General features: G+C 54.0%; 17 protein-coding genes. 7 read left to right on the top strand and 10 right to left on the bottom strand.

The genetic code is table 11. The features are described 5' to 3' along the window. Positions 1–29: 29 nt before the first annotated feature. The 3 genes from QQM41_RS09180 to QQM41_RS09170 all read left to right on the top strand — a co-directional run bounded on the left by QQM41_RS09180 (position 30) and on the right by QQM41_RS09170 (position 2,571). The gene (locus tag QQM41_RS09180; RefSeq protein WP_339076941.1) at positions 30–707 is read left to right on the top strand and encodes a response regulator transcription factor; all 678 of its coding nucleotides are present in this window, start codon (positions 30–32) and stop codon (positions 705–707) included. Positions 708–818: 111 nt separating this feature from the next. After that, the gene (locus QQM41_RS09175) at positions 819–1,700 is read left to right on the top strand and encodes a HAMP domain-containing sensor histidine kinase (RefSeq protein ID WP_339076940.1); all 882 of its coding nucleotides are present in this window, start codon (positions 819–821) and stop codon (positions 1,698–1,700) included. Positions 1,701–1,860: 160 nt separating this feature from the next. Further along, positions 1,861–2,571 (top strand): SIMPL domain-containing protein, encoded by a 711-nt coding sequence (locus QQM41_RS09170; RefSeq protein ID WP_339076939.1) that lies wholly within the window; start codon positions 1,861–1,863, stop codon positions 2,569–2,571. Positions 2,572–2,639: 68 nt separating this feature from the next. On the opposite strand, the gene infC is transcribed toward QQM41_RS09170, so the two are convergent. The 4 genes from infC to QQM41_RS09150 form a co-directional block, all read right to left on the bottom strand. Continuing rightward, positions 2,640–3,176, bottom strand: coding sequence for a translation initiation factor IF-3 (gene infC, locus QQM41_RS09165; protein WP_035351884.1), 537 nt, complete (start codon positions 3,174–3,176; stop codon positions 2,640–2,642). A 156-nt stretch (positions 3,177–3,332) separates the two neighbouring features. Beyond that, the gene (gene thrS / locus QQM41_RS09160) at positions 3,333–5,264 is read right to left on the bottom strand and encodes a threonine--tRNA ligase (protein ID WP_339076938.1); all 1,932 of its coding nucleotides are present in this window, start codon (positions 5,262–5,264) and stop codon (positions 3,333–3,335) included. Between the two features lie 54 nt (positions 5,265–5,318). Further along, positions 5,319–6,266: a glycosyltransferase family 9 protein gene (locus QQM41_RS09155; protein ID WP_339076937.1), complete on the bottom strand. Its 948-nt coding sequence runs from the start codon at positions 6,264–6,266 to the stop codon at positions 5,319–5,321. After that, on the bottom strand, positions 6,263–7,126 hold the full coding sequence (locus QQM41_RS09150; RefSeq protein ID WP_339076936.1) for a tetratricopeptide repeat protein: 864 nt from the start codon (positions 7,124–7,126) through the stop codon (positions 6,263–6,265). The genes QQM41_RS09155 and QQM41_RS09150 overlap by 4 nt, the downstream gene beginning before the upstream one ends. Positions 7,127–7,215: 89 nt before the next feature. Between QQM41_RS09150 and QQM41_RS09145 the strand changes: the two genes are divergently transcribed. Genes QQM41_RS09145 through QQM41_RS09135 form a run of 3 tightly spaced genes read left to right on the top strand, consistent with a single transcriptional unit; the run spans position 7,216 to position 10,398 of the window. After that, the gene (locus QQM41_RS09145; RefSeq protein ID WP_339076935.1) at positions 7,216–8,445 is read left to right on the top strand and encodes a glycosyltransferase family 4 protein; all 1,230 of its coding nucleotides are present in this window, start codon (positions 7,216–7,218) and stop codon (positions 8,443–8,445) included. Between the two features lie 49 nt (positions 8,446–8,494). Beyond that, positions 8,495–9,310 carry an NAD kinase gene (locus QQM41_RS09140; RefSeq protein ID WP_339076934.1) on the top strand — a complete coding sequence of 272 codons (816 nt, stop codon included), beginning with the start codon at positions 8,495–8,497 and terminating at the stop codon, positions 9,308–9,310. Then, on the top strand, positions 9,307–10,398 hold the full coding sequence (locus QQM41_RS09135) for a hypothetical protein (RefSeq protein WP_339076933.1): 1,092 nt from the start codon (positions 9,307–9,309) through the stop codon (positions 10,396–10,398). The genes QQM41_RS09140 and QQM41_RS09135 overlap by 4 nt, the downstream gene beginning before the upstream one ends. A gap of 11 nt (positions 10,399–10,409) precedes the next feature. Here QQM41_RS09135 and QQM41_RS09130 read toward each other — a convergent pair whose 3' ends face one another. Genes QQM41_RS09130 through ispH form a run of 4 tightly spaced genes read right to left on the bottom strand, consistent with a single transcriptional unit; the run spans position 10,410 to position 14,421 of the window. Continuing rightward, a complete protein-coding gene (locus tag QQM41_RS09130) occupies positions 10,410–11,927 on the bottom strand; it encodes a hypothetical protein (protein ID WP_339076932.1) in 1,518 nt (505 codons plus the stop codon). 30 nt (positions 11,928–11,957) lie between these two features. Further along, positions 11,958–12,452: a ribonuclease HI gene (rnhA, locus tag QQM41_RS09125; RefSeq protein ID WP_050818359.1), complete on the bottom strand. Its 495-nt coding sequence runs from the start codon at positions 12,450–12,452 to the stop codon at positions 11,958–11,960. Further along, positions 12,436–13,410: a homoserine kinase gene (locus QQM41_RS09120; protein WP_339076931.1), complete on the bottom strand. Its 975-nt coding sequence runs from the start codon at positions 13,408–13,410 to the stop codon at positions 12,436–12,438. The genes rnhA and QQM41_RS09120 overlap by 17 nt, the downstream gene beginning before the upstream one ends. A gap of 9 nt (positions 13,411–13,419) precedes the next feature. After that, on the bottom strand, positions 13,420–14,421 hold the full coding sequence (gene ispH / locus QQM41_RS09115; protein ID WP_026019375.1) for a 4-hydroxy-3-methylbut-2-enyl diphosphate reductase: 1,002 nt from the start codon (positions 14,419–14,421) through the stop codon (positions 13,420–13,422). 221 nt (positions 14,422–14,642) lie between these two features. Between ispH and QQM41_RS09110 the strand changes: the two genes are divergently transcribed. Then, complete coding sequence (locus tag QQM41_RS09110; protein WP_196332574.1) at positions 14,643–15,248, top strand: hypothetical protein; 606 nt, start codon at positions 14,643–14,645, stop codon at positions 15,246–15,248. Between the two features lie 54 nt (positions 15,249–15,302). Here QQM41_RS09110 and QQM41_RS09105 read toward each other — a convergent pair whose 3' ends face one another. Beyond that, positions 15,303–16,670, bottom strand: a complete 1,368-nt coding sequence (locus QQM41_RS09105) for an AarF/ABC1/UbiB kinase family protein (RefSeq protein ID WP_339076930.1) — start codon at positions 16,668–16,670, stop codon at positions 15,303–15,305. 2 nt (positions 16,671–16,672) lie between these two features. Beyond that, positions 16,673–18,610, bottom strand: coding sequence for a M3 family oligoendopeptidase (locus QQM41_RS09100; RefSeq protein WP_339076929.1), 1,938 nt, complete (start codon positions 18,608–18,610; stop codon positions 16,673–16,675). Positions 18,611–18,618 lie beyond the last annotated feature (8 nt).

Here is an 18,618-nt window from a genome sequence, read left to right as displayed (position 1 = left end):
TACGCTCTGGATAATGTAAGGTCTGGATCATGCGCGTTCTTCTTGTTGAAGACGATCAAACAGTTCGCAATTTTGTTGCCAAAGGCCTTGCAGAAGCCGGACACCTGGTTGAGCAGGCTGAAGATGGCAAAAACGGCTTATCTCTGGCTGCTAGCGAAAAGTTTGATGTCATTATTTTAGATCGCATGCTGCCGGGTGGTGTAGAGGGCCTTCACATCCTGCAAACATTGCGAAATCAAAACAACACAACTCCCGTGCTGCTTCTTTCCGCTTTAGCAGATGTAGATGAAAAAGTGGCCGGCCTGAAAGCCGGTGGGGATGATTATGTTACAAAGCCTTTTTCCTTTTCCGAACTTCAGGCCCGTCTGGAAGCACTGGTCCGCCGCAACAGAAACGAGGCCCAACCCCAGACGCGCCTTACAATTGGAGATCTGGAAATAGATCTGCTCTCGCGCAACGTAAGGCGCGCTGGACAGAAAATTGACTTGCAGCCGCGTGAATTCCGCCTCTTGGAATTTTTGATGCGTCATGCCGGTCAGGTTGTTACGCGTACTATGCTGCTGGAAGGGGTGTGGGATTACCATTTTGACCCCCAGACAAACGTGATCGACGTACATATTTCGCGTCTGCGCCAGAAAATAGATAAACCCTTTCAGCGCGCCCTTGTGCATACTATCCGCAATGCTGGGTATATGCTGCAAGAATGAATTAAGTGGCACCAAAGGCTTAAAGGGAGAAATCCTTTTACCACGGTTTGATTGGATCAGCCGGAACTTGAGGCTTTAATCTCTACAAGCTGGGTAGGAATGATCCGCAAAATGGTCCATCGCATTCTTCATTTCCTCCACCAGACCACCAACGCAATTATGCGCGGTGATCTTTCTCAGCGTATTCCACTGACTGAAAATGAAGATAAAAGCGATGAGGTTGCCACCGCCATAAATGCCATGCTGGATGGCATTAGCCAGCAAATGGATGGCTTACGGCAAACTTCCAACGCCATCGCACATGATCTGCGTGCACCCATTGCACGCGCGCGCGCTGAACTGGAAGATGCCGTTGTACACGCACATACTGAGGTGGCACTACGCACAACCATTGACCACGCGATTGCGCATCTTGATCACGTTACCAGCATTTGTGATGCCTTATTACGTATCGCGCAGATAGAAATTGGAAGCCGCCATTCTGCCTTTACATGGTTTGATCTGATACCTGCCCTACAGGACATTCTGGAACTTTACGCTGCCGTTGCAGAAGACCGGGAGATAACAATTAAGACCAATTTTCCCGAAAAACTTCCATTTTATGGTGATCGCGCCATGCTTCAGCAGGCTATGGCCAATGTGCTGGACAATGCCATTAAATTTTCCCCTGCCCAAAGCCTCATTACTTGCTCTGCACAGGTTCTTTCACCAAAACGCCATTCAAAAAATGGTGGCACCATACGGCTTAGCATAGCAGATCGCGGTCTCGGCATGACACCGGAAGACATGGCACATGCCACAAAACGTTTCTTTCGGGCAGAACAGTCACGCCATATTGCTGGCTCGGGCCTTGGGCTTTCTGTTGTGCAGGCTATTGTGCAACTGCATGATGGCCAACTCCATCTAGCCGATAACAATCCAGGCTTGATCGTACGTATTGATATGCCCCTACCCCGCACAGAAAGTGACGAGATAACGGAAATAAACCGTTAATCTATGTTTTCGACACAACTTTTTCTTTGCGGCAGATATATACCCCTCTGCCTTGAACTTGCCTCACTGATGGATTGTTATCTTAACAGCAAGCATTCACCCGTTGTGGCAGCCTGCGTTATTTTATCAGGCTACTGATCTTAAAAGGAAACATATCCTGATGCGTTTTTATTCTCGTTCCATTCTGGGCCTGCTTTCCGCAAGCTCCTGCGCATTCATGGCACTGCTCCCTGCAGCTCATGCAGAAGATACAAACACCTTTACCAAGCTTGAACTCTCTGCTTCTGGCACAACAGATGCAGCGCCAGACCAGCTGACGGCCACATTCCGGGCAGAAGCGCGCAATAAAAATGCGGCAACTGCTCAGCAGGCTGTCAATGCACTGGTGCAGAAAATTACCGAACAGACGGGCAAAAATGATGCCGTGCAGTTAGCGGTAACTGGATACGATGTTTCTGAAACACGCCCAGACAAAGACCCCGCTTTTTGGACAGCCACCCAAAGGTTGAGCCTAAAAGCCCAGAATGGCAACGCACTCCTACCCTTAGCCGGGCAGTTGCAGGCGAATGGCCTTATTCTGGAAAGTCTGGATTGGTCTATCTCTGATGATAAACGAGACGCCTTGCTTCTGGACGCTGAAAAGAACGCTATTGCCGAGCTTAAAAAGCAGGCAGATACGGTAGCATCATCTCTGGGCTTGCATGTCGTGCGTTTTGCAAACGTAACCATGTCTGAAAACCCAATCATGCGCCCCATGCCTATGATGATGTCTATGGCTCGCAGCGCAGATGCCCCGGCAGCCCCATCCAGCACAGCACAAACCCAGCACGTTCGCGCAAATGCGCACGCAACTATCCTGCTTGGTCCGTAAAACAGAAAACCCCTGCCTCCTTAATAAGGAGGCAGGGGTTTTTCCGGAAATCAGACTGAAAGCACGGTTTAGCGCGGGGCCAGAACCATGATCATCTGGCGGTTTTCAAGGCGTGGCATCTGCTCCACCTTGGCAACCTCATCCATTTCGCCACGAATGCGTTCCAGAACCTTAATACCCAGTTCCTGATGCGCCATTTCACGACCACGGAAGCGCAGCGTAACCTTTACCTTATCACCTTCACCAATAAAGGTTTTCACAGCACGCATTTTAACCTGGTAGTCATTTTCGTCGATATTCGGACGAACCTTGACTTCCTTGATTTCAATGACCTTCTGCTTCTTCTTGGCTTCGTTACGCTTTTTCTGCTGTTCGTATTTGAACTTGCCGTAATCAAGAATCTTGGCAACAGGCGGCTCAGCATTCGGGCTTATTTCTAGAAGATCCAACCCAACACTATACGCTTTTGCCAAAGCATCGCGCACGGTCATGATACCGGCCATTTCGCCATTTTCATCAATAAGGCGAACCTGCGGCACACGGATTTCTTCATTCACTCGCGGCCCTTCTCGGCTGGGCGGCGCGGGATACGGTGATCTGGCTATGGTCGGCTCCTGTAGTACATTTCAATAACTTGCAGACACACCTCTTCAGGTGCTTCTGCCTATCGTTAGTATGTGCGCAATTATCCGCGCTTTATCAAGCAGGGCAAGCACAAAAACATCTTCATTGCTGCCCTGCTGTAACAATAAAACTCTGCTTCACCCTTTTTTGCGCAAATCTGGCGGTGTTGCTTCGTTTTTCAGGCACGTAACAGCCTCATCCAAACTCAGAGTCTCCTGCGCCTGCGTGCCAAGGCGGCGCATGGCAACGGTGCGTTCTTCTGCCTCACGTCGGCCAACCACCAGAATAACCGGAACACGTGCCACGCTGTGCTCACGCACCTTGGCGTTGATCTTGTCATTCCGCACATCGGCTTCCACAGCCAGCCCGGCTTCACGCAAAGCAGCAGCCACTTCCTCTGCATAAGGTGCGGCATCGCTTACGATAGAAGCCACAACCACCTGCACAGGCGCTAACCAAAGCGGGAAGCGCCCTGCGTGCTGCTCGATCAGAATACCAAGGAAGCGTTCGAAAGAACCCAGAATGGCACGATGCAGCATAACGGGGCGATGCCGCCCGGAGTCTTCACCAATGTAGCTGGCATCGAGTCGTTCTGGCAGAACCAGATCAACCTGCAACGTACCGCACTGCCAATCACGCCCAATGGCATCACGCAGCACAAACTCAAGTTTGGGGCCGTAGAATGCACCTTCACCGGGGTTATGTTCATATTCCACCCCAGCCACGGTGCAGGCTTCTTTCAGGGCATTTTCAGCCTTGTCCCATACCTCATCGCTGCCAGCACGCTGTTCTGGGCGATCAGCAAACTTTACACGCACATGTTCAAAGCCCAGATCCTGATACACATCGTGCAGCATCTTCACGAAACGCACAGTTTCATCTGCAATCTGGTCTTCGGTGCAGAAAATATGCGCATCATCCTGCGTAAAGCCGCGCACACGCATCAGGCCATGCAATGCGCCTGATGGTTCATAGCGATGGCAGGCACCAAATTCCGCCATACGCAGCGGCAGTTCACGATAAGAGCGCAGGCCGTGGCGGAAAATCTGCACATGGCACGGGCAGTTCATGGGCTTGAGTGCGAGTGTTTTATTCTCGTCCTCAACCGTCGCAATGAACATGTGGTGGCGGTATTTGTCCCAGTGGCCAGAAGCCTCCCACAGGGCTCGGTCAACAAGCTGCGGTGTACGCACTTCCTGATACCCGTGGCGTGTTTGGGCGCGGCGCATGTAATCCTGCAACGCGGTATAAAGCCGCCAGCCTTTGGCGTGCCAGAACACCTGCCCTACGGCTTCTTCCTGAAAATGGAACAGGCCCATTTCCTTGCCGATCCGGCGATGATCGCGCTTTTCTGCTTCTTCCAACTGGTGCAGGTGCGCATCCAGTTCCTTCTGATCACGCCATGCCGTGCCATACACACGGGTGAGCATGGGGTTACGGTGGTCCCCACGCCAATAGGCACCTGCCACCTTCATCAGCTTGAAAGCAGTGCCAACATCCTTGGTGGTGCGCAAATGCGGGCCACGACACAGATCCAGCCATTCACCCTGCCGATAAATGGAAATTTCCTCATCTTCCGGCAGATCGCGGATCAACTCGGCTTTGAACTTTTCACCACGCTCTTCAAAAAAGCGGATCGCATCATCGCGCTTCCAGACTTCACGCACAAAAGGCTCAGCCTTGGCGACAATTTCGCGCATCTTGGCTTCGATGGCCGCAAAGTCTTCCGGGGAGAACGGTTCGGAACGATAGAAATCGTAATAGAAGCCGTTTTCAATGGACGGGCCGATTGTAACCTGAGTGCCGGGATACAGCGCCTGCACGGCTTCTGCCAGCACATGGGCGGCATCGTGCCGGATAAGCTCCAGCGATTCCGGGTCCTTGCGGGTAATAAACCGCAGGGCAGCATCTTTGCTGATGGTCTGGCGGATATCGCACAGCTTTCCATCCACTTCCATGGCCAATGCGGCTTTGGCAAGACCGGGGCCGATAGCTTCCGCCACCGTCGTGCCTGTAACCGGCCCGTCAAAACTACGAACAGAACCGTCAGGCAAGGTAATGGCGGGCATGGTCAAAGGCTCCAGAAAAGAAAATCAGAAACTGATGGAAGATGCTTAATGACGCTACCAGAGCGCGGCTGCAACCCTTTGCACACAAAGCAATGCAAGATCACGCACACGTAGTACGCGCACCTGCCCTGCCTGCCAGCCTAACGGGGCTGTAAGCGCAGGGTTACTATCGGCAGAAAATAGCACAACACAGCGGCAGCCCATAACAGCAGCCAGATGCATGGGGCCTGTATCATTCCCCACAGCGCACTGCGCCCGGGCTGCCAGCCCTGCAAGCTCCGGCAGAGTGGTTTTGCCCATTAGGTTTAACGCTTCGGGGCAATATTTCAGGATGTCCCGCGCCAAGGGCTGTTCGGTTTCATGCCCCACCAAGACAGGTTGCAAACCACGGCGAAAAATTTCTGCTGCCAGTTCACCATACCGTCTGGCAGGCCAGCGTTTGGCGGGCCGATGCACAGCCGCCCCAGGCACAATCAATACATAGGGCTCATCCAGCTTTGGCCCTTTATCACGCAACCAAGAAACATCGGGCTGCGGCACATCCTTAATGCCGGCCATAGAGAGCTGATCACGCTGGCGAGCACGGGTGTGCATTTCATCGCGCCACGGGTTTAAATGGGCAAAGTGCCCCTCTCCCACATGCCCACACCATGAAACAGGCCGCCCAGCCAGCACAAAATACCGTGCGGTGCGGGCTGATGTCTGCAAATCATAAACCCGATCATACCCACGCAACATCTTACGCAGGACGAGAATTTGCGGCACATCTGTCCAACGTGGGCGTGTATCCGTCAGCACCTCATCAAACCAAGGCGAAAGCTTGGCCAGCTCAACAAACGGCGCGGTTGTGAGCAAGGTGATATGTGCAGCAGGAAATGCCTGCCGAATGGCCTGAAACGGGCCAAAACTTTGCACGAAATCTCCCAACGCCCCCAAACGGATGACAAGAATGCGTTGCGGTATGATGTCTTGAGCTTTTTCAGAGTGCATGAGGGGCTTCATGGTGTATCCGGGTCTGCAGCCATAACGGCAAGATCCTGCCGCGCCAGATCTGCCTCATGGCTATCTGGCGCCAGATCAAGCACGCGCTGCCAATCTGCCTGTGCGCCGGTGGCGTCTCCTTTGCGTTCACGCACAATGCCGCGTTCCAGCAAAGCTGCCGGGTTTTCCGGCTCTACCTCCAAAGCATGGGCCACGTGTGTCGCTGCTGCATCAAGCTGCCCTACGCGGCGCTCTGCCGATGCCAGCAACACATAGGCTTCGGCCCCGATATCTGGCTTTTTAGCCACCAGCGCAGAAAGTTCTTTAACCACTACATCGGCCTGATCCTGCGCCAGTAAGGCACGGGCACGCAGCAGATGCAGGCGGGTATCATCCTCAAACGCCAGCCCGTAATCTACACTGCTCAAGGCTTTTTCTGGTTGTCCGGCAGAAAGCCAGGCATCTGCCGCATCTTCCTCTAACCCTGCGCGAAAGCTGGAAGGTGCACGCTCTGCATGTTCTATGGGTTGGTGGGCAAGCTCATCCAGTTCCTGTGCAGCGCTTTCTTCATCTCCGGCTTCCAGCAATGCCAAGGCGTGGCAATGCTTAGCCTCCTGCCCGCCGTTGCCGTGGCGCTCCCAGTCCAGCGCGTAATCTCTTGCGCCAAAAGGATCATCCCCCACCATGGCCATACAGGCTTCGACCGACCATTTCTGCCCATTAACTGGCCCGGATGCAGCCGCCGCATGGCCGCGTGCCGTGGCCGCCATAACAGGTGCGGATACAAGCAAAGCTGTACCTGCAACCACGCAGGGAAGATGCCGCCGTGTAGGCACAAAAGAAAACTTCATCCTGCCTCCATACCAAACAGGTTCATTCACGCACAGGCCGGGAACCTGAAAAGGAAGAACAGTTCTGCCCTACTGTCTCTTATGGCACAAAATGTGCAAATTGTGATAACACCCTGTTCATGAGCAGTTTTCTGGCCTCTGCCTCCATTCTGCAAATCCTGCCCGCTTTGGAGCAGGGCGGAGTGGAAAGAGGCACCATAGAAATGGCGCAGGCCATTACACAGGCTGGGGGCAAGGCGCTTGTTATCAGCGCTGGCGGGCGTATGGAGCCTCTGCTACGACATACTGGTGCTGAGCACATTACCCTTCCCGATTGTGGCAGCCGCAATCCTTTGAAAATTGCCAAAAACAGCCACTTCCTCAGCAATATCATTCGCCAGCATAATGTGCAGCTTGTTCACGCGCGCTCACGCGCGCCGGCATGGGTTGCCAAAATGGCCTGCAAGCGCACGCAAACACCTTTTGTAACAACATGGCATGGCGTGCACGCCAACAGTTTTCCCGGCAAACGGCATTACAATGCCGTTTTGGCATCTGGTGATCGCGTTATTGCCATCAGCAACCACATCGCCCAGCGCCTTGCAGAAGAATACCATGTCGGGCCAGATCGGCTGCGCACTATTCCGCGCGGGGCAGATACCGATCAGTTTTCTCCTCAAGTGGTATCCGGCCAGCGTGTGCACCGTTTGGTAGAGGCATGGGCACTTCCTGCTGATGCCCCGGTTATTCTCATGCCCGGCAGGCTGACAGCATGGAAAGGCCAAAGCCTTGTGCTGGATGCTCTGGCGCAACTGCTTGACCTGTTACCAGACGTAAACTGGCACTGCGTATTTGCTGGTGGTTGCGCCCCAGAAGATAAATACGCACAGGAACTAAGCACCAAAGCAGCACAGCTGGGCCTGACTGACCGTGTCCGTTTTGCAGGCCATTGCGATGATATGCCTGCCGCCATGATGCTTGCCAACATGGTGGTTGTACCCTCCCTCCGCCCGGAACCTTTTGGACGTGTGGTAGTAGAGGCACAGGCAATGTGTTGCCCGGTTATTGTGGCGCATCATGGTGCCGCGGTGGAAACCGTCGCCAATGGCCAAACGGGCTTTAGCTTTACCCCTGCACATGCTGATGAACTGGCACAAACCATCCATAACGTACTGATTGCGCCGCCAGAAATTCTAGAAGAAATTGGATACGCTGCACGCCAGATGGTACTAAACCATTACAGCACCTTTGCCATGCAACATGCCACGCTGGCTGTGTATGATGAACTGCTTGGCACCACGCTGGCAGAACGCTTTGCCTGCATTAAAAATGATGCTGCCCTCTTTCAGGAACCAACATTTGCAGGATAAGGAAGGAAGACTTTAATTTTCCTGACCTGGAAGGAAGCAGGACACAGGCATGACTGCTACTTCTCTTACAAACCCGCCCTCAATCTTTATGCGGCCCCCACAACATCTGGCATTTATGGCGGCCCCTACAGAAACCGCCCGGGATGAACTTGATCGGCTGGTAACCCGTTATGGCAACTGCCACCCCGGTGAGGCAGACGTTGTGATCTGCTTGGGTGGTGACGGCTTTATGCTGGAAACCCTGCGCGTTATTCTGGAAGCGGAACTGACCACGCCAGTTTATGGCATGAACTGTGGTTCTGTTGGGTTTTTGATGAACCCCACCGATGAGGAAGACCTTCCCTATAGATTAGCGCATGCGCAAGCCGCAGTTATTCACCCCTTGCGGATGAAAGCCGTAACGGCACATGGTGAATCGCACGAGGCTCTGGCGCTGAATGATGTTTACCTGTTCCGCCAGACACGGCAGGCAGCAAAACTACGCATTGATGTGGACAGGCTGGTGCGTATTCCCGAACTGATCTGTGATGGCGCTTTATTGGCCACACCAGCCGGTTCCACCGCCTATAATCTTTCTGCCCACGGGCCTATTGTGCCGCTTTCTGGCAATTTGCTGCCACTTACCCCTATCTGCCCTTTTCGGCCACGCCGCTGGCGCGGGGCACTTCTGCCTTCCTCAGCGCATGTCGGCTTTAGTGTTCTGGAACACGATAAGCGCCCTGTTGCAGCCGTTGCCGATTCGATAGAAATTCGGGATGTTGTTTCTGTGCAGGCATGGGAAGACCGAGAATTGGCTGTAACCTTGCTGTTTGACCCCGGGCAAACCCTTTCCGAACGTATTGCGGCAGAACAGTTTTCTGCATGATGCCGCAGTGTGGCCGCTTTCAGGCACCAAAAGCAGGTTGCCACTGTTCTTCTTCCTCTTTTTCTGGATTAGTCTTCCATTTAATGCAGAACATGTTTCCTTTCTCTCGCCGCCTTGTGCTTCTGTGTGCTGCAAGCCTGCTTGCCACCAGTGCGGTTTCACGTGCTCAGATTGTCACCAACAGTCAGGCTCTGGACAGTTTAGGTGGTGCAGCGCCTGTAGCCGCGCCCCCAACACCCGCGGCACCTGTGCATGAAGCGGCTCCGCGCCGCACAACAACGCCCGCGCGCACTGAAACGCGCCGCCGCGTTGTAGAAAAGCCGCAAACCACCACCGCGCAGAAAAAAGAAACATCCAGCGTAAAAAATACGCAGCCGGCTGCCACGGCGCCTAAAAGTGCTCCCGCCACCAAACCGGTAACTAAGACCCCGGCTGAAACCAAACCATCTGCTGCACCTGCACCTGCACCTGCACCTGCACCTGCACCTGCACCTGCACCTGCACCTGCACCTGCACCTGCACCTGCACCTGCACCTGCACCTGCACCTGTGGCTAAGGCCGCGCCTGCCCCGGCGCAAGAAACTAAAAGCGTTACACCTGCGGCCCAACCACGTAAGCCCCCGCCGCCAGCAACAATACCAAATGCACCCCCTCCGCTACCGCAGTTAACGCCTGCGCCATCAGACGTGGAAGTTCATCCTTTCCCGGTGCCACCACAGCCCACTGTGGACCTGAAAGCCCAAGGCACCGTAACGCCTATTGAAGGCGGCGTACGCATTACCTTTGCGCCAGAAGCAGCAACACTTAACCCGGAAACACATCAGGCCATTTTGGCATTTGGGCAGCGTTTGTCTGACAAGCCGCATGTGCGTGCCCTGATAGATGCCTATAGTTCTGGTGCAGTGGATGATCCATCATTGCCACGGCGTATGGCATTGGCGCGCGGGTTAGCGGCGCGCAGCGTGCTCATGAATGGCGGCACACCTTCTACCCGCATTTATGTGCGCGTTATTGGGCTGCCCAAACAATCTGCGCCCAACACACCGCAGGATTATATTGATATTTATCAGTCTGACGTTGAGCCCTGAGAACGGGCTCTTCAGTTCTGCGGCACCTTAAAGGGATGTGACCACACCAGCAGCGTATTGCTGCCTATGCGTATTTCCCTTTGTGCAGACCCAAACTGTGTTTGCGCCTGCTTGGCCTGATCTGCACTTTCACACACAATAAAATTGCCGCCCATTTCATACCATTGCCGCTTGCTAAGAGTATGAAATGCTTTGATGCCTGATGACGTGAATTCAACCGGGGCAAGACGTGCCGGAAATGGCAGACTATTACGCGCTGCGCTCCAATATGGCGCGAAACCTTGCTTCAGCCCCATTTGTTCCAGAATGCGATTGACCGGAAAATTCTGATTTGCCGCTGCGTATCCCACAACCGGGCGGGGCAAAATTGTTGCCGCATACAAAATACAGCAGCTACCCAACAGCAAGCCGTAGCCACGGGGCACCCGCACATGCCGAACAACCAGCAAAACAGACAACAGGCATGGAAAAACCAGATAGCGGAATGACTGCTCATCCATTGTCAATTCGCCAAAAACAAAGGCTGCCAACATAATAACAATGGCAAATACGGATGAGAGATCAAACAAGCCCCATTGTCTGTTCTTGCGCAGCGCATAAAAGCAGCCCCATACCGTGCCACCTGCACAAACCAGATGAAACAATTCGCGCCCAGAGCCTGAAAGCGTAATCGGCTTTCCAAAAAAATCGGCACCAAAATACTGTAAAAAGCCGGAAAACAGGACACTCAGATTGTAAAAGGCCCGGCTTTGTGAACCAAAAGACGAGCTCCACAACCCCGGCACATGAAAGGCGCCATTATGGGCCAGCACTGTTTTAATAACGTGCTCCAATAGCAATGCGCCCACCATGCTGCTGGCAAGCCCGACATATTTTGGAGTGCGCTGTTCCAAGCTGCATCCGATGGCAGCCAAAACAACCGGTAAAGCCAGAGTGTATTTTACCAGATCATCACTGCTCAGCAGCAACGCAACAAACAGAACGGTACCACTCCAACGCGCGCAGGTGCCGAACAAACTTTTAGATTGTAGGCAGTGAGGCTTCTGCAACCACATCAGCCAGAACAGCAACATGCCCACATAAGCGCCAACATGGTAACAGGGTGACAACACCAGATGGACCGCAAAGGCACTCGGAGCTGCTAACAAAACAAGAAGCGGCCACCCCGTATTGCCCGTTGCCAAACGCGCGATACGAAACGCCAGCAACATGGCAATGGCCCACAGCATGGCGGGCACGATGTAATAAAAAGATACATGCCAGCCAAATAGGCCAAACATCACAACGTAAGGCAGAACTTCAGTAAAATAGAAGGATTGGGTGGAAAGGTCCCACCCCTTCAGCAAGATATTGCCGTGCAGAATATCCCGCGCTGCCAGCAGGGTAGAAACACTGTCTGAATTAAAGGGCTGCGTCATACCCAAAGCGGCATACAGCAGCGTTAACGCCACAAATGCCACCATATATCCGGCTACGCTTTGGTATGCTTTGCGTTCAGCCACAGTGATTTTTCCCTCACAATGCCCCATGAAAAAACCGGCCTTTCAGCCGGTTTGTTTTTAGCTCTCTAAAAGAGACTGTTCTATTTTTTCCCGGGCTTCTGTTGCCAGTTGGTCCACCCGTTCATTTTCTGGCACGCCGGAGTGTCCTTTTACCCAATGCCATGAAACCTCGTGCCGTTTGGCTACATCCAGCAACCTGCGCCACAAATCCATATTGGCCACCGGATCACCCGATGCATTACGCCAATTCCGCCTTACCCAGCCAGTATGCCACCGGGTAATGCCATTGCGCACATATTCACTATCTGTGTGCAGGTTCACCACACAAGGGCGCGTAAGCGCTTCCAGCGCTTCTGCGGCGGCGGTGAGTTCCATACGGTTGTTGGTGGTTTCACGCTCACCGCCAGAAAGCTCCCGTTCCACACCTTTGCAGCGCAGCAGAACGCCCCAGCCACCCGGGCCGGGGTTTGGGCGGCATCCGCCATCTGTCCAGATTTCAACCGCCAGAGCAGGTTGTTCCGTTGCGGTGCTGTTTTCAGAATCCGTAGGCATCAGCACTATCCGTTTCCAAATGGAAGCGCAGGCGCTTCAGGTAATCCATAGGATCTTTAGGCGTCACCAAGGCATCTGCTGGCGTGTTAATCCAGTCATACAGCCGGGTGAGCAAAAAGCGCATGGCCGCACCTCTGGCCAAAACAGGCATAAGCGCACGCTCTGCTGGCTCTAACGGGCGTATTTCCTCATACCCTTGCATCATGTGCCGGGCAAAAGTGATGTTAAACGCCCCATCAGCCTGAAAGCACCATGCGTTCAAACAGATGGCAATGTCGTAGGCCAGAAGATCCGTGCAGGCGAAATAGAAATCAATCACGCCTGAAACGGCATGATCCAGAAAGAAAACGTTATCTGGAAACATGTCAGCATGAATTTGCCCGCGCGGCAGGAGCGGATTATTCCCCCGCCCCGGCCAGAATGGCAGAATATGCTCAAGCGCATTTTGCAGTTCATCCCGCAAACCTGCGCACACATTATCTGCGCCCGCACCGCAGCTTTGCAGCAGCGCAAACCACGCATCTGGGCCCAAGCTGTTCTGACGTTCCGGCTTGTAAGAGCGCCCTGCCACATGCAGCTGCGCCAAAGCACGCCCAAGCGGGCGACAATGCTCAAGCCGCACCACGCGCGGCCAAACACCGGGCAGAAATGTGGTTATGGCAGCGGGCCTGCCTGCCAGTGTTTTCAGCACATGGCCTTGCGAATCAGCCACTGGCTGGGGGCATGTTACCCCCTCACGCGCCAGATGCTGCATAAGGCCCAAAAACCAAGGCAGATCCTGCGCATTCACCCGCTTTTCGTACAGGGTAAGAATGTAATCTCCATCTGTTGTACGCAGCTGGAAATTACTGTTCTCTACCCCTTCGGCAATACCGCGAAACGCAACCAGAGACCCTATGGCGTAATCCTGCAAAAACGTTTCCAGGGCCTCATTCCCAACGTCCGTATAGACGGCCATGCAGCACCTTTAGCCCAGCGGTGCGGGAAGGCGGAACGTTACGTTTTCTTCCTTCACAATCCGCTCTTCAATGCACAGCGTGTAACGCTTGGCCATTTCTGCCAGCATTTCCTGCACCAGTGCTTCCGGCGCAGAAGCACCAGCCGTAATGCCCAGCGTGTTCACGCCTTCCAGCACGGACCAATCCAGAGAATCCAGACGCGGCACCAAAAGCGCACGCGGCGTACCGGAACGTTCCGCCACTTCACGCAGACGCTGGGAGTTGGAAGAATTGGGAGAGCCAATAACAATAACCAGATCGCACTCAGGGGCGATGGTTTTTACGGCTTCCTGACGGTTTGTGGTGGCGTAGCAGATATCTTCGCGCTTTGGCCCTTCAATCAGCGGGAAGCGTGCACGCAGAATATCTACGATTTCTGCCGTATCATCCACAGAAAGTGTGGTCTGGGTGATAAAGGCCAGACGAGTTGGATCTTCCGGCTCTACCGTGCGGGCTTCTTCTGCATCGTTAATCAGCGTCATGGCGCCGGGTGGCAGCTGGCCCATTGTGCCAACCACTTCCGGGTGGCCTGCATGGCCAATCATCAGGATATGGCGGCTTTCTGGCCCACCACCGGCAAAATGACGCTCAGCTTCACGGTGCACCTTGGAAACCAGCGGACACGTGGCATCTAGATACAGCAGGTTACGGCGTTCGGCCTCAACCGGCACGGTTTTGGGCACGCCATGAGCAGAGAAAACAACATGGCCATCTACGGGAACTTCATCCAGTTCCTCAACAAAGATGGCGCCTTGTGCTTCCAGCTCTTCCACCACTGTCCGGTTATGGACAATTTCGTGGCGGACATAAACAGGCGCACCGTAGCGGCGGATGGCTTCTTCCACCACACGGATGGCGCGGTCCACCCCTGCGCAGAAACCACGTGGGCCTGCCAGCAGAACCTTAAGAGATCTGCCGTGCTGAGCATCTGCGCTCTGGGGCGGGGTAAGGGTATCAGTTTGATCGGGCATGGTGTTCCCCAAAGTTGCAGCGGACTGTATAGAAGAAAACTGGCTATGAAGAAGCATATTGAAAACAGGCTATGCCCGAAACCCATAAAGGTGACGGAAGTTGTGGCCTACGCAAAGGACGCATGGGATGCAACCCGTTTTACGGCATCAAAGCCTTGAAAAACATACCTATGTGGGTGTGATGGCTGCTATCTGCTGTGTTCAACCCGTTTTAACCGATAATGCCGGATCCATACATGTTCCCTAATCACAACCAACGGCGCAGCCTGTTCCCCCGTATTGCCGCCCCGGGTCTGGCAGCACTTGGGCTGCTGGCCACCCTTGGCGGCTGCGGTGATGGTGAAAGCAAATCCATGGATTTTGCGCCCACCTGCCCCATTACGCATATTCCCTCTGAAGCGGCGGATTACTACCTCTACCAAGGTAAGCAGACGGGCTTTAAAAACATGGTGGCCCGCGCCAGCATCCTGCAATTACAGGGTGATTGCCTTGCCGCAGGCCCCAAGGACCTGAAAACCCGAATCGTGCTACGCTTTGTGATTGAACGCGGCCCGGCCGCAACAGCCAATACACTTACACTGCCGTGGTTTATTGCCGTGCTGCACGGAGACAGGATTGTGAACAAGCATGTGTTCCACCACACCGTGTCCTTCCCGGCCAACCTCTCTACCTTTGAAGACGACACAAAGGTGATCACGGTAGATCTGCCTATTCCACCCAAAAATGTGGATTCAGATTATCGGTTTGAAATTGGCTTCCAGCTAACCAAAGACCAGCTTGAATATAATCAGGTCCATCTGAAACGCGCAGCGTATCAGGCTTACTGATATTAAGAGGCAGCACTTGGCTGGGGGCTTTATCACCCCCAGCCAAAATATCTTTTATCGGGAAGCAGACTGCGTTTCTGATGGAAAATGTGCGGCCTTGACGGCTGCCTGCTGGCGCTGTGCCAAAGCTTGCTCATCAAAATCCTGCACGATTTCATGGAACAGCTGATACCAGTTCATCTTGACCTTCAGCCGCATGAATACAGACCCCAGCCCAAGGGCTGAACGATCAACCAGCACAAATTCACGCGGCAGGCGCACACCTCCTGCTTTTTGCAGTCCCTCGTGCACCTTGGACAGAATTTCCCGCCCAAGGGCCGGGTTATTGTCATCCTGAATATAGCGTTCTTCATCCACCATCAGCGGGGCGTACAACAGCCCCGCCCATTCGTTCAGAACAGCCACTTTCTCACGCGTCAGGTCACGGAAGCCCCATGCTTCATAAGCATGCGCGGCCATGTCCATATCCTTGTTACGGAGCGCGTAATAGAGATCTATATTCCCTTTGATGAACGAAGGCTGGAAAATACGGATAGCCCCAAAATCCAGCAAGTTCAGGCCGGCATCTTCCCGCATGGTGAAGTTACCCATATGCGGGTCTCCATGCACCACGCCATACTGATAGAGTGGCACATACCAAGCCCGGAACAGCGCACGCGCAATGCGTTTTTTCTGCTCCTCTGTCAGACCGGCCTTGATGGCTGCATTGAGGTTTTGCCCCTGCACCCATTCCATTGTCAGCAGCCGCTGCGTGCAGAGTTCATCTATTGGCAGGGGCACCGTAACTTCCGGGCAATCTGCCAGCACGGAGTGATAGAGGCGCATATTAGCGGCCTCATGCCGGTAATCCAGCTCTTCCCGCAGCCGTTCAGAAAGTTCCTCCACCACATCATCCTGCCGGATGGCGTTATCCAGCTTGTGGTAAACCCCAATAGCCATGCGGAACTGACGCAGATCGGCCTCAACTGCCGCCTTCATATCCGGGTACTGCAACTTGCAGGCTACGCGGCGGCCATCGGCCAGCACAGCCTGATGCACCTGCCCAAGGCTGGCTGCCGCAGCAGCTTCCCGCCCGAAGGAACGGAAGTTCTTTTCCCAACCCGGGCCAAGTTCAGCCGTCATGCGGCGGCGCACGAAGCTCCACCCCATTGGTGGGGCGTTAGACTGAAGCTGCGCCAACTCATCGGCATATTCATCGGGCAATGCACCGGGAATAGTGGCCAGAAGCTGTGCTGCCTTCATCAGCGGGCCTTTTAGCCCACCCAGCATGGATTTAAGATCTTCAGCGTGAGAAGCCCCGCCAGAACGCAGGCCTATTTTATTGCCTGCAAGCCGGGCTGCAATGCCACCAACGGTTCCGGTTGTTTGCACCATACGGCGCAGTTCACCAAAAACGCCGGTATTATCCATATCTCGCGCCATAATCAGCCCTGCTCCAACTGGTCAATAAAGCCGGAAATTACATCCAGCCCCTTGCGCCAGAAGCCCGGATCGGATGCATCCAGCCCGAAGGGGGCCAGCAGTTCCTTGTGGCGGAGGGTGCCGCCTGCTTCCAGCATGGCAATGTATTTATCCTGAAAACCCGGTGCGCCTTCACTAAACACCTGATACAGCGCGTTCACCAGGCAATCTCCGAATGCATAGGCATATACATAGAACGGAGAATGGATGAAGTGCGGAATATAAGCCCAGAATACATCGTATTCCGGCGTAAAGTTAAAGGCCGGGCCGAGGCTTTCTGTCTGCACATTGCGCCAGATAGCGCCAATCTGTTCAGGCAGCAGCTCACCTTTTTTACGGGCATCGTGCACGCGGGTTTCAAATTCATAAAACGCAATCTGGCGCACCACGGTGTTGAGCATATCCTCAACCTTGGCGGCCAGCAGCAGACGGCGGCGCTGCGGGTCTTTTTCTGCATCCAGAAGAGACTGGAATGTTAGCATCTCGCCGAACACACTGGCCGTTTCAGCCAGCGTCAGCGGCGTGTCGGACATGAAGTAGCCCTGCTTTGCCGCCAGAACCTGATGCACACCGTGGCCTAACTCATGCGCCAGTGTCATGACATCCCGGATACGGCCATGATAGTTCAGCAGGATGTAAGGGTGTGCTGAAGGCACGGTAGGATGCGCAAAAGCGCCGGGAGATTTGCCCGGTGCTGGCGGCACATCAATCCACGGGTTGGTCAGGAAAGTGTTGATGACCTTGCCCATGCGCGGGTCAAAACCATCATACGCCTTTTGCACAATATTCTTGGCTTCAGACCACGGAATCAGCTTGTCATCATTACCGGGCAGCGGGGCGTTACGGTCCCAGTGCTCCAGCTTGTCCAGCCCCATCCACTTGGCTTTTAGAGCATAATAGCGGTGGGAAAGACGCGGATAATCAGCCCGCACGGCAGAAACAAGCGCATCCACCACCTCATCTTCCACCATGTTGGAAAGATTGCGCGATGAGGTTGGCCGCGCAAAATGCCGCAGATTATCCGAAATGGATTTATCCTTGGCCAGCGTATTGGTGATGAGCGCAAACAGGCGGACATTTTTTTCAAACACGCTGCCTACGGCTTTGCCTGCCTGTTCTCGCGTGGCCCGATTTGTATCAGACAAACGGTTAAGCGCATCCCCTACCGTAATTTCCTGCCCATCCAGTGTGACGCGCAGGGCCGCAATGGTTTCATCAAACAGGCGGCACCATGCCTGCCCACCAGTTACGGATTTTTCCAGCAGAACCTTTTCCACATCATCCGAAAGCTGATGCGGGCGATACATGCGGATATCACGCAGGTAAGGCTGCCAATGCGCCAGTGCTGGGTCTTTCAGCTTTTCCTGAAGATCAGCTTCTTCCAGCCGGTTTAGTTCCAGCGTGAAAAACAGCAGATGGGTGGAGATAGCCGTCAGCCGTTCATTGATAGACTGATTGAACTGGCTAATGGAAGCATCGGAAGAATCGGCTGCAAACAGCAGGGAGGCGTAAGAGCCCGCCTTGCCCAGCATTTCCTCAATAACTTCAAAGGTTGCAATGGCGTCTGCCAGTTCCTTGCCAGAAAGGCCGCTGATTTTGCCCTGATACTGCTTGGCAAAATCCTGTGCCTTTTTTTCTGCTTCAGCCAAATCAGCATGCAGCTTCGGATCATCCATCCCCGCGTAAAGGGCTGAAAGATCCCAACGCGGAAGAGAGGCCGCCCCCTGCCCTGCAGGTGTGTTGGCAACAGTACCGGCTTGTGTTGCAAAAACCGGAAGCGGATGTGAACGGAGGGAATGCGCTGTGTGTTCCATATTGAACACTTTACAGTGCATTTCTGCTGGAAGCGAGAGGCCGTGAACACAAGCGCGGTTCACATGCACAACAGACATGAAAAACAAATGGGCAG

It is taken from the genome of Acetobacter sp. AC2005, assembly GCF_037901235.1.
GTDB classification, from domain to species: Bacteria; Pseudomonadota; Alphaproteobacteria; order Acetobacterales; family Acetobacteraceae; genus Acetobacter; species Acetobacter oryzoeni.
The sequence above is the reverse complement of the archived record's forward strand: the minus strand, read 5'-3'. Positions and strand labels throughout refer to the sequence as shown.

Excerpts from the sequence above, each read along its gene's own strand:
- QQM41_RS09175 (WP_339076940.1), top strand. The coding sequence starts at position 819 with ATGGTCCATCGCATTCTTCATTTCCTCCACCAGACCACCAACGCAATT.
- QQM41_RS09120 (WP_339076931.1), bottom strand. The coding sequence starts at position 13,410 with ATGGCCGTCTATACGGACGTTGGGAATGAGGCCCTGGAAACGTTTTTG.
- QQM41_RS09105 (WP_339076930.1), bottom strand. The coding sequence starts at position 16,670 with ATGGCGCGAGATATGGATAATACCGGCGTTTTTGGTGAACTGCGCCGT.
- QQM41_RS09130 (WP_339076932.1), bottom strand. The coding sequence starts at position 11,927 with ATGGGGCATTGTGAGGGAAAAATCACTGTGGCTGAACGCAAAGCATAC.
- QQM41_RS09140 (WP_339076934.1), top strand. The coding sequence starts at position 8,495 with ATGACTGCTACTTCTCTTACAAACCCGCCCTCAATCTTTATGCGGCCC.
- QQM41_RS09180 (WP_339076941.1), top strand. The coding sequence starts at position 30 with ATGCGCGTTCTTCTTGTTGAAGACGATCAAACAGTTCGCAATTTTGTT.
- QQM41_RS09135 (WP_339076933.1), top strand. The coding sequence starts at position 9,307 with ATGATGCCGCAGTGTGGCCGCTTTCAGGCACCAAAAGCAGGTTGCCAC.
- ispH (WP_026019375.1), bottom strand. The coding sequence starts at position 14,421 with ATGCCCGATCAAACTGATACCCTTACCCCGCCCCAGAGCGCAGATGCT.
- QQM41_RS09155 (WP_339076937.1), bottom strand. The coding sequence starts at position 6,266 with ATGAAGCCCCTCATGCACTCTGAAAAAGCTCAAGACATCATACCGCAA.
- rnhA (WP_050818359.1), bottom strand. The coding sequence starts at position 12,452 with ATGCCTACGGATTCTGAAAACAGCACCGCAACGGAACAACCTGCTCTG.
- QQM41_RS09110 (WP_196332574.1), top strand. The coding sequence starts at position 14,643 with ATGCCGGATCCATACATGTTCCCTAATCACAACCAACGGCGCAGCCTG.
- QQM41_RS09170 (WP_339076939.1), top strand. The coding sequence starts at position 1,861 with ATGCGTTTTTATTCTCGTTCCATTCTGGGCCTGCTTTCCGCAAGCTCC.
- QQM41_RS09145 (WP_339076935.1), top strand. The coding sequence starts at position 7,216 with ATGAGCAGTTTTCTGGCCTCTGCCTCCATTCTGCAAATCCTGCCCGCT.
- thrS (WP_339076938.1), bottom strand. The coding sequence starts at position 5,264 with ATGCCCGCCATTACCTTGCCTGACGGTTCTGTTCGTAGTTTTGACGGG.